Raw genomic sequence first — 16030 nt, forward strand, 5'->3', positions numbered from 1 at the left:
GTCAGGACGTAACTCCAGACTGCGCGACCACCGATCCAAGGGACGGCCCATGACGCCGGGAGATGAGTCTGCCGGCCGATCTTCCGCGAGGGCGCTGCTGTTCGGGTTTGCGTCGGCGGGAGCGTCGGTCGCCGTCTTCTCGGGCTGGTTCGTCGTGACCCGTTTCGCCGTCACGCGCGAATTGACGATCTGGGACGTCACCGCTCTGCGTTTCGGCATCGGCGCTCTGGTCCTGCTTCCAGTGCTGTTGAAGTCCCGGCTGCCGCCGCGGGCCTGGGGGCAGGGACTGATCTTTGCGCTTCTGTGGGGTGCGCCCTTCGTCATTCTGGTCGCACTGGGCCTGCGCCTCACCAGTGCCGCGCAGGCGGCCTCGACGACGCCGACGCTGATGCCGGTCTTCGCCGGGGTCATTGCCTGGGTCGGGCTTGGCGAATGGCCGGGCCGGCCACGCTTGCTCGGCTACGGTACGATCATTGCCGGGCTTGTCGTGCTGACGCGCGCCAGCGCGCCCGAAGGCGGCGTGTTCGATCCCGTCGGACTGGCCGCGCTCGCCCTGGCAGCCGCGATGTGGGCTGTGTATACGCTGATGTTTCGGGTCTCGTCGCTTTCAGCCCTGCAATCGGCGGCGCTGATCTGCTTCTGGTCGGCGGTCCTGTTCGTGCCGTTCTATATCGGCTCTGGCATCAGCCGGCTCGGGCAAGCTTCGCTGCAGGAACTCGCTTTGCAGGGGGTCTATCAAGGTGTCCTGATGAGCGCGGTGGCCATCGTCACCTTCAATCGGGCGGTCGCGATCCTCGGGCCGGGCGCGGCGACGGCGGTGATCGCACTGATTCCGGTGGTGGCGACGCTGATCGCGATCCCCGTGCTCGGCGAGATGCCCGGCCCGGCGGCCATGGTCGCCATCGGTGTCATCGTCTGCGGCGTCGTGCTGGCGGCGCGTCCGCGGCCGCAGGCCTGACGGCTTTGGGCGTCAGGCGAACACCGACCAGCCCGTCGCCTCGGCCACCTTCTCCAGCGCCAGCGTGCCAAGCATCGAATTGCCGTTGGCGTTGAGACCGGGCGACCAGACCGCGATCGACGCCTTGCCGGGCGCGATCGCGAGGATTCCGCCGCCGACGCCTGATTTGCCGGGCAAGCCGACCTTGAAGGCGAAATCGCCCGACGCGTCGTAGTGGCCGCAGGTCAGCATCAGCGCATTGATCCGCCGCGCCCGCTGGCTGGAGACGACGCGCGCGCCGCCGGGCTGGTAGAGCCCGCCATGCATCAGGAAGCGCCCGGCCATGGCGAGCTGGCGGCAGCTCATGGCGATGGCGCATTGGTGGAAATAGACGCCGAGCGTGCGCTCCGGCGGGTGCTGGATGTTGCCGAACGCCTTCATGTAATTGGCCAGCGCGACATTGCGGAAGCCGGTCGCCTGCTCGGCCCGCGCCACCGCCTCGTCGATCGAGATCGTGTCGTCATCGGCGAGATAACGCACGAAGCGCAGCAATTCGCCGATCGCGACGCGTGGCTCGTGGCCGGCGAGGTTGACGTCGGCGACGACGAGCGCGCCGGCGTTGATGAAGGGGTTGCGCGGAATCCCCGCCTCGCGCTCGAGCTGGACGATCGAGTTGAAGGGCGTGCCCGAGGGCTCGCGCCCGACGCGCCGCCACAGCGTGTCGCCAATCTTGCCCAGCGCCTGCGTCAGCGCGAATACCTTGGAGACGCTCTGGATCGAGAACGGCTCCTCGGCGTCTCCGGCTTCATGGACCGCGCCGCCGGCGGTGACGATGCAGAGACCGAACCGGGCAGGGTCGATCGCCGCCAGCGGCGGGATATAGCTGGCGACCGTGCCGCGTTCGGTGAGATCGGCCATCTCGCCTGCGACCATGCGCACGAGCTGCGCCAGATCCGTCATGCCTCGCGCTCCCGGTCCACCCCTCTTCGCTCGGCACCAAGCCGGAGCCCCGGGCCTCGGTCAAGCGGACAACGACCGGGCCGGTTGCGCGGGATCGGGAACGGAGCGATCCTGATGGGATATGTCAGGGGAGCGCCGCCATGCGTTATGTGTCCGGCCTGATCGCCGCGCTTGCAGCCGCGATGGCGCAGTCCGCAGTCGCCCGCCCGCTCGAACGCGAATTGCCGCTGAAACGCGCGGCCTGCTGGGAACGGGTCTACGATGCCGCGCATCTGAGCGCGCATCCACGACAGAAGGTCGCCGGGATCAGGCTCGTGCACATCGCGACAGCTGAAGATCAGGGCCCCGCCGGCGTCTATCTGCAGCTCTATTTCAATCTGCGGCAGCGCAGGGGCAACGCCGGCACCGCGCACGACTACAAATACGGCGGATTCTGCAAGGCGGCCGGCTTCGGCCTGCGTTGCGAGGCGGAGTGGGATGCTGGTGTATTCACGGTCGAGCCGGGGCAGCGCGGCGATCTGCTGGTCCGCAATCGCGGCATTGTCGCCAATCCGCTCGAATATGATTCCGAGGACATTGCCGACAATGCCGTGAAAATTCCCGCCAAACCCGATGACGGCGCCTGGGCGCTGAAACCGGCGGGCAGTGAATGCAAGATCGAGTGAAGCAGCCTCAGGCGGACGCGCCGGCGACCTTGACCAGCCGCGTCACCAGAGCGTCGAGGAAGCCGCCAGTGCGCGCGTCGAGCAATTCGCCGTCCTCGCCGAACGCCTTGTCGGCCAGCCCCACAGCGACCATTTCCGGGATCAGCATGGCGCCGAAGCCGAGTTCGAGCACCGTGCGCAATTGCGTCAGCGCGCGATAGCCGCCGAGATGCCCGGGCGAAGCTCCACCCAGCGCGACGACCTTGCCGGCGAGCCCGGACGCCGGCGGGCCTGCTTTCGCCGTGCTCGCCCAGTCGAGCGCGTTTTTCAGTGCGGGCGTGTATCCGGCATTGTATTCGGGGCTGGCGATGAAAAGCCCGTGATGTGAGTCAAAAAGCGCCCGCAGTTCGGTGGCCTTGGCCGGCGTATTGCCGAACGCGGTGGCGTCGACCAGCGGCAGGACATAGTCGGCCAACGTGATCTGCGTGACCTGCGCCCCTGCCGCCGCGAGCTTTCTGGCGGCGAGCGTCGCAAGCCTGGTGTTGAGCGAACCCTCTCGGGTCGAGCCCGAGAAGACAAGGATTTTCGGCGTTGCCATGGCGATGTCTCATCCGGGAAATGGGTTGCGGCGGAGGGGTGAAGATCGACTTGGCGGAAAGCAATGCTCGCGCCACATGACGTTTCCATGCCGGGCGTCCTGTCCCGTGTGGCGACAGTGTCGTGCCGCTCAAATCGCCTGCCGATAGACCCAGACGCGGGCGGGCGGGATGTTGCGCAACACCCAGTCCGAGACGGAACTCCTCAATCCCGAGCCCTTGCGCGGGACGGGCGAGATCACCGAATAGGTGAACTGGATCAAAGGAGCAGCCTCGCTGAGCAGCGAAAACGCGTCGCGGGCGAGCGCGCTGCGCGCGGCCGGCGGCCGGTTGAACAGCGGCAGGCTGGAGACGATTGCGCTCGCCTTCTCCGTCAGAACCCCGGCAAGCGTCGTCGAAAGCGCATAGGCGTCGCCCTCGACTACGGTCGCCTTGGGAAAGCGCTGGCGCAGCAGCGCGCAGAATTCCGGGCTGTACTCGACCAGGATCAGCCGGTCTTCGCTGATGCCACGTTCGATCAGCGCTTCGGTCACCGGGCCGGTGCCGGGTCCGATCTCGATCACCGGGCCGGGGCTTTCGGGATCGACGAAGGAGGCCATGCGCCGGGCGAGCGCCGGGCTCGACGGCGTCACCGAGCCGGTGCGGCCGGGATCGTCGATCCAGGACTTGATGAAGCGCGCCTCGTCGCCGAGCTTCGCCCTCGCTTCGCCGGCCGCCTTGCTGACCCGCGTCTTGAGCTTCTCGGCGGTGTTGCGGACCTCGCCCTCGACCTTGTAGCGCACGGCGGCGACCCTCAGCCGCGCTTCGGCGACGCTGTCGACGAGGTCGGCCGCGGTCACGCGCATCTCGTCCTCGATACGCGCGGCCACGCTGGACTGGCCGATCCGCGCAGCAAGGGAGACGCCGCGCGGGCGCCGGGTATGCAAGGTTGGGGGCATTTGGCCTCTTATTATTGCCGCGACAGGCGGCAAGCATGACGAAAAGATGACGTTACCTGCGCGACATATGGGGTCAAGAGCGATCGCTGGCCAGCGCCTTGTCGCCGGTCTGCCGCAGGGTGAACTCAGATCAACGGTCTTGGTTCGAATTCCCGCTCGAAAAGCGAGGCCATGCGCGCCGTCAGGCGCGGGTTGAGCAGGGTCAGCCGCCCGCCCGCGATGGAGAACAGCCCGGCCTTGCGCAGCCGCGACCAGGTCTTGCTGGTGTGGACGAGCGACAGCCCGAGCGCGTCGGCCAATTGCTGCTGGGATAGTGGGAACTGGAAGCTGTTGTCGCTGACGAGGCCGAGCACGTTGGCCCGGCGATAGAGTGAGATCAGCAGCGCTGCGATGCGTTCGGCGGCGCTGCGCTGGCCGACCGAGGTCAGGTTCTCGTCGATCAGGCTTTCCTCGCGCGAGCCGAGCCAGGCGACCTCATAGGCAAGGCTCGGCATCCGCACGAACAGATCCCAGACCCGCTTGCGTGGAAATACGCAGAGCTCGACCTCGGTCAGCGCCTCGATGCCATGGGCGGAGGCGCTGAGCAGGGAGGCCTGCAGGCCGACCAGATCCCCCGGCAGCAGAAAGTTCAGGATCTGGCGGCGGCCGTCGGGCAGGGATTTGTAGCGGAAGGCCCAGCCCGAGAAGAGTGTGTAGAGCTCCGCGTCCTCCTGGCCAGGATGAATAATATCGGCTCCCGCCGGCAGACTCCTGTGATCGACCTTCATCGCCTGGATGAAGCGCACCTCGTCGTCGGTCTTGTCCTTGAAGGCAGGTTTCAGCCGCAGCGGGCAGGCCAGGCAGGGCACGCCGACGCGGCCTTGATGCGCGGTGACAGTCATCGTCTGGATCGCTTCCCCGATATCGCAACGATCATGCTCATCGTGCAGGGCGTAACTCAATATCAAATAACATGTCTTTGCCGTTGTGCGCCGCAGCAGATGCGATAGCGGTGTAGGAAGTAGCGGTGCAGGAACATGCGCGCGAGCGCGACGTTGTCCGCCTTGCTAAGCCGGCAGCGTGGTCTGGTATCTTGGCCTATCGGGAGAACCTCCAGCATGTCCGACACGCCGCGCGCTCAAGACCGTTCGCGCATGAGGCGCTTTTTCGCCAACGCGCTGGGATTCTGGACCGGCGAAACGCGGGTTCGGGCCTGGGTGCTGACGGTGACGGTCCTCGTCTTCGCCGGCGCGCAGATCGCCACCGCCGTCGGCGTCAACACCTGGAACCGCCTGTTCTTCGATGCGCTGGAGAAGAAGGACATCGCGACGGCCTGGACCGTCGCTGCCTGGCTGCCGCTCCTGATCGCGGTCTCGGCGCTGACCCTTTCGTCGCTGGTGATCAGCCGGATGCTGCTGCAGACGCGCTGGCGCGAGTACCTCACCCGCCGCGTTGCGGGCTGGTGGATCGCAGACCAGCGCTATTACCGCATGCAGTTCACCGCACGGGAGCAATCCGCGCCGGAATACCGCATCGCCGAAGACGTCCGGCTGGCCATCGAGCCGCTGGTCGAGTTCGCCATCGGTCTGATCAGCGCCGCCGTCACCGCCACGACCTTCGCCGCGATCCTCTGGCAGGTCGCGGGCTCGGCGCAGTTTACGCTCGGTGGGCGGGAGATTGTCGTTCCGTGCTATATGGCGATCGCGGCGATCGTCTACGCCGTCATCGCGTCCTTCGCGGCCTATTTCGCCGGGCGGCCGCTGGTGGCGAGGATCTCGGCCAAGAACGAGACCGAGGCGCAGTTCCGTGCCGAGATGACCCGGCTGCGCGAAAACGCCGAGAGCATCGCATTGATCAAGGGCGATGCCGATGAGCGCGCCTCCGTCGGAGAGAACTATGGCCGCGTCGTCGCGGCCTGGCTGCGCGTCATCCGCCAGCAGGGCGTGATCGCGCTGGTCCTCAACACCAATGGCGCGCTGTTTCCGATCGTGCCGCTGCTGCTGATTGCGCCGAAATACCTGTCAGGAGAGGTCACGCTCGGCGCGGTGATGCAGGTCGTCGCCGCCTTCAGCGCGGTCCAGTCCGCCCTGATCTGGTTCGTCGACAACTTCACCAGGCTGGCGGAATGGTTCGCCTCCGTCGCCCGCGTCGACGAGTTGCAGGAAGCGCTGGAGGGGCTTGACGTCGGCACGCTGATGGAAGGCGAAACCAGCATCAGGCTAGGCGAGAGCGAGGACGGCGCGATCCATCTCGACAATCTCTCGATCGCCCACAGCAACGGCCGCGCCGTCATCAGCGATGCGTCCGTGGTGATCGAACTGGGCGAGAAGGTGCTGATCGTCGGCGAAAGCGGCACCGGCAAGAGCACGCTGATCCGCGCGCTCGCCGGTCTCTGGCCCTGGGGCTCGGGCGCGATCAACCTTCCGCATGGCAAGTCGCTCGCCTTCGTGCCGCAGAAGCCCTATTTGCCGATGGGGACTTTCCGAACCGTGCTGCTCTATCCCGAGGCCGACAAGCCGGTGCAGGACGAGGTGGTGTTGGCGGCGCTCAAACGCTGCGGCCTCGGCTACATGGCCAAGCGGCTCGACGACGAAGACGCCTGGGACCGGATTCTTTCAGGCGGAGAGCGCCAGCGCGTCGCCTTCACCCGCCTGCTGATCCAGCGGCCCGATATCGTCATCATGGACGAGGCGACCTCGGCGCTGGACGAGGACAGCCAGACCTCGCTTCTGGGCCTGCTCGAGGGCGAACTGAAGCATGCGACCGTGATCAGCGTCGGCCATCGCCCGGGGCTCGAGGAGTTCCACGATCGCAAGATCACGCTGGAGAAGCGCGTCGCTGGCGCCCGTCTGACCTCAAGACGTCTGGGAAAATCGCTCTGGCGCATGTTCAAGACCCGCCATGCCGCCAATGACGAAGCGGCCTGAACCGGCCGGTCGCGTCGTTGTGATCGGGGACGATGGCGGTCATCGTCCCGAAATGGAACCGTGCTGCTGTCTCGGCGTTAACTCCTCCAGAAACCGGCCGATTGCGGCTGGTCCTGGCGTCGGGAGAGACAGATGTTGAATAACAGCCTTGCCCCCATGAAGCGCGCTGGCCTGTTCTTCGGTTTCATGGGTGTCGCTGTCGCCACCCTCACCTTCGGCGCCGGGCTGCAGCAGCCCACCGACCAGAGTTCCGCCAGCGTCGCGCAGGCGAAGATCGAGCGTCATGAGCCCACGGATACGCGCATCGCCTCGGTCAACCCCAACCAGAAGGTCGTCGATCGCACCAAGCGCGCTATCGCGACCTCGCAGCAGGCGTTCCTGGCGGGCAGCCAATTGTCGGTCACCCGCTGACGGGATTTATTTTCGCCGGAGCGGAACCTTCCCGGTTGTCTTCGGTTCATGACGTAGCGCTCCCTCGCGCAACGCAAACTTACGAGCCGCCTCCGGGCGGCTTGTTTTTTGTCTGTCGCGAGAGTTCATCAGGATGGACTCATCGGAATGCGCTGACGACATCGGCTCCAGGACGACCATGTATCTGCGCATCCGCCACGCCACGACCTATCGCTATGCCGGCCCGGTCCAGTTCGGTCCGCATCGCCTGATGCTGCGCCCGCGCGATTCCTTCGATCTGCGCGTCGTCGACACGGCGCTCTCGATCGCGCCGCAGTCGCGGCTTCGCTGGATGCACGACGCCTATGGCAATTCAGTCGCGGTCGCGAATTTCGACGCCCCGGCCGATACGCTCGACATCGTCAGCGAGTTGGTCATCCAGCGCTTTGGCTCGGCCCTGCCACGCACCGAGATCGAGCCTGCCGGCGCGGTCAACGCCATCGTCTACAGCGAGACCGAGCGCGCCGTACTGCAACCCTATCTCACGCTGGCTGCGGCGGACCCCGACGGCGTGCTCGACCAGTGGCTGGCGGATTTCCGCGCCCGCATCGGCGAGGGCTCGGGCCATCTGCTGCGCGATCTCGCCCATGCGATCTATACTGGGCTGAGCTACGCGCTGCGCTATGACGAGGGCACGCAGCACCCTTCCGACACGATCCGGCAGGGCTCGGGCTCATGCCGCGACTATGCCTGGCTCTTCATCGAGCTCGCGCGCCGCATGGGTTTCGCGGCACGCTTTGTCACCGGCTACATCCATGACCGCTCGCCGGACGCTGCCGGCCTCGTCTCGGCCGTCGGGCTGACCCATGCCTGGACCGATGTCTTCATTCCCGGCGATGGCTGGGTCGAGTTCGACCCGACCAACGATCTCGTTGCCGATCGTCAGCTGCTGCGCGTGGCGGTCGCTCGCGTACCGGAGGACGCCTCGCCGATCTCCGGCAGCTTCACCGGCGCGACGGGCTCTTTCATGGGTCTGAGCGTCGGCGTGACGATCGAGGCGGTCGATCCGCCGGCCTGAAGGGCTGGCGCTCCGCGACTACCCCTGATGGCGAATCCGCCAGGCGCCGAGCGAGCGGCCTTCCGGCACGCGCGCCGACACGGCCTCGATCTGCGCGATCAGCCCCGCGAACAGTTTCGGCGGCTCGCTATGGGCGATCTCGCGGTCGGCCTCGATGGCGATCTCGATCGTGGTCTCGTCGACATCCGTTATGCTCAGGCTGACAGTCACGCCAGGCGTGCTCCGTAGCGCCCGCGAGACGACGTCGACAGCGAGAAAGCCAAGCGGGATGATCCGGTCCACCGACAACGAGGCGCGCGTCTCGACCGTGCTGGACACCCACTGGTCGCGCTTGCGCAGCAGGTTCGAGATCATCGTCACGACATCGTCTATGAACAGGTCGACGCGCACCGGCTGCATCTCGCCATCGGCCAGCGTGAAGCGATAAGCCGCCGAAAGCACGTGGACGCGGCATTCGGCGTCGGCCAGAGCCAGCCGCGCCTCGCCGCGATAGTCGCGCTTGGTCAACCCGATATAGCTTTGCACCACCTGCAGGCTGTTCTTCACCCGGTGATGCAGCTCCCGCACTAGGAAACGGTTGTCGTCGAGCGTCGTCTGCAGCCGGCGCTGCCGGACCTCCTGCTCGTCGACCATGATGTTGAAGGCGTCCGCGACGCTGCGGATTTCCGACGGCATCTCGTCGGCGATGATGGCCCGCGCCGTCGGCCGGGTCGAGCGTGCCCGGGCGGCGCCCTCGATACCGCGCAGCCAGCGCACGCAGTGCCGGTCGATCGCCCGCAGATAGACGATGCAGAGCAGCGCCAGCGTCAGCAGCGGCGCCAGCAGCAACACCAGAAACTGGGTGCGGGCCGCCTGCCCGAGCGCATCGTCGAACGAGGCGATGACGTAGAAATCCGGCTCGGCCACCATCCGCGCGGTATAGGAGCGGGTATCGCCGGCTCGGCTCGGCCCCTGCCAGCGCTCGCTGACCTGCGGGATGACCTGCTGTGCCGGGAGCCAGGACGCATCCTTCTCCGGCACGCCGCGCGACACGACGATTCCGCCCGCGCGGCTGACCACCGCGACGACCAGACCGTTGTCGCTCTCGCCGAGATCGAAGACCTGGTCGAGCAACTCCGGATCGATCAGCAGCAAGCCCTCCTGAAGTGGGCGTTCGGCCGCCTGGCTGCTGGCATAGACGGCCAGATAGGGCTTTCCACTGAGCACGATCTGATCGTAACGCGCCCTGGCCAGTTCCGTGCCCGCCCGGATCTGGACGGCGGGCCTCGCCCTGAGATCGGCCGCTGCCTTGGCGAGATCGGCCGCACTGACCGATGGATCGAGCGAAGCCGCACAGGTGCGCCCCTCATTGGACACCACATGGACGGCGCGGTAGCCGGGCACCTGCGCCAGCATGCTCGCGCTGACCTCGCTGCAGTTTCCAAGCGAAAGTCCCGACTGCGCCAGCGTCGTGCCGCCGGCCAGCAGCGAGCGCAGGGCGCCACGATACCAGACGCGCGTCCGAACGGCATAATCATCGGCCGTGCGCATCTGCGAGGTTTCGATCGCGCTGGTGACCGACCGGTAGGTGGTGACGGCGGTGATCGCCGTCAGGCAGGCGATCGGCAGCGCAATGGCGACGAGCAGGGCCAGAAGCCGTCCTCTTACCGTCCTGAAGCGCGCCAGCCTCATATCAGAGGCTGACGATTTCGGAACCGATCCTCTGGATGGCGGCCGCGGTCTTGCGGTCGGGGCCGAGGTCGTCCAGCCCACCGATCGAAAGCAGTTCGGCAAGCTTCGTGCGGGCGCGGTTGACCCGGCTCTTGATCGTGCCGATCGCGACGCCGCAGATTTCGGCTGTCTCCTCATAGGACAGGCCGGTCGCGCCGACCATGATCAGCACTTCGCGCTGTTCCTCCGGCAGCTTGGCCAGCGCCTTGCGGAAATCGGCAAGGTCGAGATGGCTTTCCTGGTTGCCATGCGTCGCCATCCGCTCGGCATAGGTGCCCTCGCTGTCCTGCACCTCGCGTCCGCGCTTGCGATAGAGCGAGTAATAGGTGTTGCGCAGGATGGTGAAGAGCCAGGCGCGCAGGCTGGTGCCGGGCTCGAATTTCTCCGAATTGCCCCAGGCCTTCAGCAAGGTGTCCTGAACGAGATCGTCGGCAAGCTGCATCGATCCCGAAAGCGACGCCGCGAAGGCGCGCAGATTCGGAATTTCCTTGATCAGACCATCCTTGAAGTCAGTTGCGCTCATCGGAGAGACCTCCGGGCGTCGCGCGATGTTCCTGCGCTTCCAGCTGAGCCAGAAGCACCAGGAATTTGTCGGGCACGGGCGCGTTGACGATGTCGTCGTAATGCGCCTTCAGCGATCGGCCGATGGATTCCTGGACCTTGGGATCAAGGATGAAATCGGGCTCGTCGCTACCCCCGCCTGGTCCGTCCATCGCAGCATCGATTGTATTCATGTCAGCCCTCGCGCAAAAAAACAGGCCTGCTTTTCCAGCTGGTCCTGCGCTCATCTTCCGTTCCGTCGGTCTCGATTATCCAGGCGACCTGAGGATCCGTGGAGACGCGCTACCGACACTAATGCGCCATATAAACAGACCATCGCCGGAAAGGTTCCCGCTATCGCGCAAAATAAATCGCTTGTCAGAAAGGGGTCCTCAGTGCTCATTTCMGGCACGTCAAAAAGGACAATTCCATGTCGATTGCCAAAGAAATTGCGCCGCATTTGCCGTATTTGCGTCGGTTCGCCCGGGCGCTCAGCGGCACGCAGGCGAGTGGGGACGCCTATGTCGTCGCGATGCTTGAAGCGCTTGTGGAGGACCCCGGCTCGTTCCCGCGCGACATCGCCCCGCGTCTTGGCCTCTACCGCAGTTTCCTGAAGCTCTGGTCGTCGGTCGGCCTCAACATCGCCGGCGGCGGCCATGTCGAGCTTGACCGCTCTTCGGCCGAGCGCAATCTCGAGGCACTGACGCCGCGCCCGCGCCAGGCCTTCCTGCTGCGCACGGTCGAGGGCTTCTCGATCGACGAGGTCGCGACCATCATGGACGTCTCCGGCTCCGATGCGGCCGCTCTCGTGCAGGCCGCCGGTCAGGAGATCGCCGAGCAGGTCGCCACCGATGTGCTGATCATCGAGGACGAGCCGATCATCGCGCTCGACATCGAGACCATGGTCGAGGAACTCGGGCACACCGTCACCGGCGTCGCCCGCACGCATCGCGAGGCGATCGCGCTCGTCGCCAAGAAGCGGCCGGGCCTCGTGCTCGCCGATATCCAGCTCGCCGATGGCAGCTCGGGTCTCGATGCTGTCAACGAGATCCTGTCGTCGATCGATGTGCCCGTGATCTTCATCACGGCCTATCCCGAGCGTCTGCTCACCGGCGACCGGCCCGAGCCCGCCTTCCTGATCACCAAGCCGTTCCAGCCCGAGGCGGTGAAGGCCGCGATCAGCCAGGCTCTGTTCTTCGATCGTCGCGCCGGCCGCAAGGCCGCCTGACTGCTCGAACAGTCTCTGGGATTGCATTTTCGGGCCCCTGGCGTTCGTCGCCATGGGCCCGAAACATGTCGTCAGGCTCAATGCTGGCGATAGGCCGAAGGGTCGACGACGCTAGGTATGCGAGCCGGCATATCTCGGCATTTTGGGCGATTTTGAGTCGAAACGGGGGAACAATCGCCAGGACCGGACGTTGCCTGCGCATCACGACCGGCTCTCTCATGCCGGCCGCCGACTCGGGAGGGTTTGGTCGATGGCGATGATGTTTCTCGCAGCTCTGGTGACGGCTGGCTCGATTGCAGCCGCCCTGTTCGGTGGCGTCATTCCGGCGGGTGCGCCGAGTGCGGAGATGCTGTCCCTTGCCTTGGCGGCGGTTACAGCCGTCGCTGTCGCGAGCGCCTCGGCGCTTGACAGCTGACCCTGCGGCTTGCCGGCTCTCGCAGCCGGACCGAACAGGCGGTCCATCTCCGCTCGTGGATGGGATGGCGCTGCTGTTTGCGGCCATGCTGTTGCTGACAGCGCCGGCTAACGCCGAGCCACACAGCATGGATCGGTCGAAGTCGGAGAGCGCGAACACGCTGCCGCCCGTCCGTCCGCTCGAATTGTCCCGTCCCGATACTTTGCCGGCCGGTGCTCCCCGCGCCGCCCGCGAAGGTGACAGTCCGTCCGCACCCCGCGATGATGTCCATCCCGAAGCGCGGCCGGGCTGCCTGCTGGCCCTTCAGGCGCGTTTTGGCAAGGGCGTGCAGGCGGCAGCTGCCTCGATCAACGCAACGCCCAATCTCGCCTGCCGCGTCGTCGAGCCCGTAGTCGTGCAAATGCTTGAACTGGGTGAAAACAGGATCGCCTTCCAGCCACCGGCGACGCTGAGCTGCGAGATGGCCGGCAGGGTCGCGACATGGCTTTCCGACAGCGTACAGTTGCTGCTACGCGGTTCGTTTCAGCGCGAACTGACGGGATTGCGGGTCGGGGGCGGTCATGAGTGCCGTCGTCGCAATCGGGCGGGGGGCGGGCCGCTGAGCGAGCATGCGACCGGCAGGGCGCTGGATATCTTTGCTTTCGTCATGGCGGGCCCAGCTGCCGACGCCCGGATCGTCGTCGAAAAGCCGGATGGTCCGAGGCAGCAGCAGTTTCTGACCGCGATCAGGCAGTCGGCATGCGGGGCGTTCACGACGAGCATCGGGCCGGGCGCGGATACCGCACACGCCAACCATCTTCATCTCGATATCCAGGAGCGTCGCTCGGCGGCGACGCGATTTTGCCAGTAGGTCGCTGTTCAGGCCGAAATGCGCGAGTGAGCCGCGCCGTACTCCGAGACCCGATCCAGCGTGTCGTTCGACGCATCGCGGCGCATGCTCATCAGCAGAAGCGCCATATCGAGGTCGTGGCCGTCGGCGATCAGGGCCTCGAGCTCCCAGAAGGGCGGCATGTCTTGCCGAGCTTGCCAGACACTGCGCCGCGCGACAGGTTGGGCTTGCAAAAAACTGACAAACATTTGCGTTCCCATGTGATGGCGAGAGATAACGCAACTCGTTCCCCGATGTTCCGTCGTAACGCGGAACTGTGGAGCGTTTGCGGCGTTTCTTCGACGATCATCCGCCAGGAGCCCTGATATGAGCCTTAATCTCACGCGCGCGCGTGTAACCGCAATCCTGGCGTCCGTTTTGGGCGCGCTGGCGTTTCAAGCTCCTGCCAGCGCGCAGTCCGGCGCGCCGGCGGGTCGGCTGAGTTGCACCGTCGGGCCGGCGCTTGGCCTGGTGGTGACGTCGCAACGGCCGATGGATTGCCGCTTCACGCCGCGCCGCGGGCCGGTACAGAACTATATTGGGGTTGTCCGCAGCTTCGGCCTCGATCTCGGCACCATCCGCGGCAGCGGCATGCGCTGGCGCGTCTATGGTCCTTATGCCCGGGCCCAAATCGGCGCCCTGACCGGGCGTTACACCGGGGCCGCAGTCGCGGCGTCGGCTGGAACTGGCGCCTCGGGCAACCTGCTCGTCGGCGGCAATCATGGCGACGTCACATTGCAGCCGTTCTCGTTGCAGGGCCGTCGCGGCATCAATGTCGCCATCGGGGTCACCAGCTTCGAGCTGACGTTGGGGCGACGCACCCGCTGAGGCGCCGACTACGGCGCCGATGTCTCGAAGACGTTACGATTCGCTAACCGTCTTGCCGCAAGTTTAGTTGAATTTTACGATTCCCCCACAACCTGAGGGTATCGTTCTGGAACATGGTCGCGACTACAGCGTTCTCCAGTTGCGCGACGTGACTACAGTAGACGAAAGGGACACTGGTTCGATGTCCGAGATTCGCATCCTGATCGTTGAAGACGATCCGTTCATCGCCATGGACATCGAGTCTGCGGTGGCCGATCAACTCGGCGCACACGCTGAACTCATCATCGTGGAATCGGTCGCCGATGCCCACGCCGCTGCGGCTTCGCGCCTGTCATGCGCCCTGCTCGACATCGACGTCGTCGGCGGCAAGACCTTCGATGTGGCGGCCAGTCTGATGGAGCGTGGCACGCCGTTCGCCTTCGTCTCGGGTTCGACGCCTGGAGACGTGCCCAAGCCGCTGCGCGACGTACGCTTCCTGCGCAAGCCGTTTTCGACGCATGAGATCGCGAGCTTCGTGTCGAGCGCCGTCAAGGCCTGAGCCGGGTCGGCGAGGCTCCGTTCCTTCGCCGCGACATGTAGCTCGCCTTCCAACCCTTTTTCTTCTCAGTTTCTCTTCGGAAACGTCAGCGTGATCCGCGAGCCGGGGCGGACGACGCCGGGAGTGGCCGGCTCGCTCGTCATCGTCGCGCGCATGCTGCGAAGCAGGCTGGCGATGACTGTCTGCCCAAGCCCCTTGGTTCCTGCATCGAGGGGAAATCCGATCCCGTCATCCTCGATCGCGAGCACCAGCACCGCTCCACCATCCGCCTCGCCTTCGCTGAACCGGATCGTGATTCGGCCGGGTGCGCCGTCTGGAAAAGCGTGCTTGATCGCGTTCGTCACGAGTTCGTTGACGATGACGACGAAGGACACCGCGTCGCGGCCGGGCAGGCGGATCGCCTCCATGTCGAGGTTGATCGCGATCGGCCGGGCTTCGGCGGCCTTGCCGATCTCCGCTAGGAGATCCTCCATATAAGGCCGTGCATCGATCTCGTCGGTCTCGATGTCCAGGCGCAGGCGGCGCTGCCCGGCGGCGATCGCCTGGATCCGCGATTGCGCCTGGGAGAGCGCTGTCCGCACAGCGGGTTCGTGCGTCTGCCGGCTCTGGACGTTGAGCAGGGCCGAAACCATGGCGAGGTTGTTGCCGACGCGGTGGTTGACGTCGCGCAGGAGCGCTTCGATCCGCAGGCGCTCGTTCTCGAGTTGCTGTGTGCGTTCGCCGACGATCTGTTCGAGTTCGGCGTTGCTGATCGCCAGGAGCCGCGAACGGCGCTGGCGCGTGCGCAATTGCTGCCAGGCCGCAAAGGCAAGAGCCGCAAGCGCGACGATGATGCCGATGCTCGACCACAGGCGGCGGCGTTCCTCCGCGCGGTTGAGCGCGACGAGCCGGATGTTCTCTGCGAACTGGATCTGCTGGATCGTGCCGCGCAGCTGGTCCATGGCGGTGACGCCGCTGCCTTCGCGAATTCGGGCGAGCGCCTCGGCGCGGCGGCCGTCGCGCATGAGAGCCACGGTCTCGTCCAGCTCCTGGAGCTTGCCGCGCGTCTCGACGCGGGCGCGCTCGACGCGATCGTTCTGGGCGGGGTCGTCATCCACCAATCGGTCGAGTGCGTCGAGCTCCGGCAGAGCCGCGGCGCGGCCGGTCACGAAGGGAGTCAGGTACCTGACGTCGTTGGTGATGAGGTAGCCGCGCTGTCCGGTCTCGGCATCGCGGATATGGCCGAGAAAGCGCTCGGCGCGTTCGCGAACCTCGATCGAATGCGAGACGCGGTCGGCGGTTTCCTTCGCCTGCAGGTTGATCCATGCGGCGAGAATGATCGCGACGCCGACCACGCCGATCGCCACGATCGTCGTGGTGGCCGATCGCACCCGCGCGCCAAGAACGGGGATGCTGGGCAGCCCGAGGCGGCTGCGGGGTCTCACCTGGGCAGACATGTCCACCGTGATACAGGA

The 16030-nt window shown here is 65.9% G+C and carries 19 protein-coding genes; 10 read left to right on the plus strand and 9 right to left on the minus strand.

Going from position 1 to position 16030, the window contains the following annotated elements:
- Positions 1–49 precede the first annotated feature (49 nt).
- Positions 50–958: a DMT family transporter gene (locus tag AC1DZY_RS23225; protein WP_476822529.1), complete on the plus strand. Its 909-nt coding sequence runs from the start codon at positions 50–52 to the stop codon at positions 956–958.
- 12 nt (positions 959–970) lie between these two features.
- On the opposite strand, the gene AC1DZY_RS23230 is transcribed toward AC1DZY_RS23225, so the two are convergent.
- A complete protein-coding gene (locus AC1DZY_RS23230) occupies positions 971–1897 on the minus strand; it encodes a glutaminase (RefSeq protein ID WP_476822530.1) in 927 nt (308 codons plus the stop codon).
- A gap of 140 nt (positions 1898–2037) precedes the next feature.
- Between AC1DZY_RS23230 and AC1DZY_RS23235 the strand changes: the two genes are divergently transcribed.
- Positions 2038–2562, plus strand: a complete 525-nt coding sequence (locus tag AC1DZY_RS23235) for a hypothetical protein (protein WP_476822531.1) — start codon at positions 2038–2040, stop codon at positions 2560–2562.
- Positions 2563–2569: 7 nt separating this feature from the next.
- Here the strand turns inward: AC1DZY_RS23235 and AC1DZY_RS23240 are convergent, their stop codons facing one another.
- From AC1DZY_RS23240 to AC1DZY_RS23250, 3 genes are all read right to left on the minus strand, one after another.
- A complete protein-coding gene (locus AC1DZY_RS23240) occupies positions 2570–3139 on the minus strand; it encodes an NADPH-dependent FMN reductase (protein WP_476822532.1) in 570 nt (189 codons plus the stop codon).
- Between the two features lie 129 nt (positions 3140–3268).
- On the minus strand, positions 3269–4075 hold the full coding sequence (locus tag AC1DZY_RS23245; protein WP_476822533.1) for a class I SAM-dependent methyltransferase: 807 nt from the start codon (positions 4073–4075) through the stop codon (positions 3269–3271).
- Positions 4076–4200: 125 nt separating this feature from the next.
- Positions 4201–4956, minus strand: coding sequence for a Crp/Fnr family transcriptional regulator (locus AC1DZY_RS23250; protein ID WP_476822534.1), 756 nt, complete (start codon positions 4954–4956; stop codon positions 4201–4203).
- Between the two features lie 216 nt (positions 4957–5172).
- On the opposite strand from AC1DZY_RS23250, the gene AC1DZY_RS23255 reads away from it, so the two are divergent.
- The 3 genes from AC1DZY_RS23255 to AC1DZY_RS23265 all read left to right on the plus strand — a co-directional run bounded on the left by AC1DZY_RS23255 (position 5173) and on the right by AC1DZY_RS23265 (position 8449).
- Positions 5173–6981 (plus strand): ABC transporter ATP-binding protein/permease, encoded by a 1809-nt coding sequence (locus AC1DZY_RS23255; protein WP_476822535.1) that lies wholly within the window; start codon positions 5173–5175, stop codon positions 6979–6981.
- Positions 6982–7113: 132 nt separating this feature from the next.
- Positions 7114–7392: a hypothetical protein gene (locus AC1DZY_RS23260; protein ID WP_476822536.1), complete on the plus strand. Its 279-nt coding sequence runs from the start codon at positions 7114–7116 to the stop codon at positions 7390–7392.
- A gap of 133 nt (positions 7393–7525) precedes the next feature.
- A complete protein-coding gene (locus AC1DZY_RS23265; protein ID WP_476822537.1) occupies positions 7526–8449 on the plus strand; it encodes a transglutaminase family protein in 924 nt (307 codons plus the stop codon).
- An 18-nt stretch (positions 8450–8467) separates the two neighbouring features.
- Here the strand turns inward: AC1DZY_RS23265 and AC1DZY_RS23270 are convergent, their stop codons facing one another.
- Genes AC1DZY_RS23270 through AC1DZY_RS23280 form a run of 3 tightly spaced genes read right to left on the minus strand, consistent with a single transcriptional unit; the run spans position 8468 to position 10893 of the window.
- The gene (locus tag AC1DZY_RS23270; RefSeq protein ID WP_476822538.1) at positions 8468–10120 is read right to left on the minus strand and encodes a sensor histidine kinase; all 1653 of its coding nucleotides are present in this window, start codon (positions 10118–10120) and stop codon (positions 8468–8470) included.
- A 1-nt stretch (position 10121) separates the two neighbouring features.
- Positions 10122–10682 (minus strand): sigma-70 family RNA polymerase sigma factor, encoded by a 561-nt coding sequence (locus AC1DZY_RS23275; RefSeq protein WP_476822539.1) that lies wholly within the window; start codon positions 10680–10682, stop codon positions 10122–10124.
- Positions 10669–10893, minus strand: coding sequence for a NepR family anti-sigma factor (locus tag AC1DZY_RS23280; RefSeq protein WP_476822540.1), 225 nt, complete (start codon positions 10891–10893; stop codon positions 10669–10671). The genes AC1DZY_RS23275 and AC1DZY_RS23280 overlap by 14 nt, the downstream gene beginning before the upstream one ends.
- 236 nt (positions 10894–11129) lie before the next feature.
- Between AC1DZY_RS23280 and AC1DZY_RS23285 the strand changes: the two genes are divergently transcribed.
- From AC1DZY_RS23285 to AC1DZY_RS23295, 3 genes are all read left to right on the plus strand, one after another.
- Positions 11130–11927, plus strand: a complete 798-nt coding sequence (locus AC1DZY_RS23285; RefSeq protein ID WP_476822541.1) for a response regulator — start codon at positions 11130–11132, stop codon at positions 11925–11927.
- Positions 11928–12177: 250 nt separating this feature from the next.
- The gene (locus AC1DZY_RS23290) at positions 12178–12342 is read left to right on the plus strand and encodes a hypothetical protein (RefSeq protein WP_476822542.1); all 165 of its coding nucleotides are present in this window, start codon (positions 12178–12180) and stop codon (positions 12340–12342) included.
- Positions 12343–12406: 64 nt separating this feature from the next.
- Positions 12407–13192 (plus strand): extensin-like domain-containing protein, encoded by a 786-nt coding sequence (locus tag AC1DZY_RS23295; protein ID WP_476822543.1) that lies wholly within the window; start codon positions 12407–12409, stop codon positions 13190–13192.
- Positions 13193–13200: 8 nt separating this feature from the next.
- Here AC1DZY_RS23295 and AC1DZY_RS23300 read toward each other — a convergent pair whose 3' ends face one another.
- Positions 13201–13419: a hypothetical protein gene (locus AC1DZY_RS23300; RefSeq protein ID WP_476822544.1), complete on the minus strand. Its 219-nt coding sequence runs from the start codon at positions 13417–13419 to the stop codon at positions 13201–13203.
- Positions 13420–13537: 118 nt separating this feature from the next.
- Here AC1DZY_RS23300 and AC1DZY_RS23305 point away from each other — a divergent pair, with 118 nt between their 5' ends.
- Entirely contained in the window at positions 13538–14038 is a 501-nt protein-coding gene (locus AC1DZY_RS23305; RefSeq protein ID WP_476822545.1) for a DUF992 domain-containing protein, read from the plus strand.
- Between the two features lie 67 nt (positions 14039–14105).
- Positions 14106–14576 carry a response regulator gene (locus tag AC1DZY_RS23310; protein WP_476822546.1) on the plus strand — a complete coding sequence of 157 codons (471 nt, stop codon included), beginning with the start codon at positions 14106–14108 and terminating at the stop codon, positions 14574–14576.
- A gap of 65 nt (positions 14577–14641) precedes the next feature.
- Here the strand turns inward: AC1DZY_RS23310 and AC1DZY_RS23315 are convergent, their stop codons facing one another.
- Positions 14642–16000, minus strand: coding sequence for a sensor histidine kinase (locus AC1DZY_RS23315; protein ID WP_476822547.1), 1359 nt, complete (start codon positions 15998–16000; stop codon positions 14642–14644).
- Positions 16001–16030: the final 30 nt, after the last annotated feature.

The sequence above is a fragment of the Allobosea sp. P2_A10 genome, assembly GCF_056405115.1.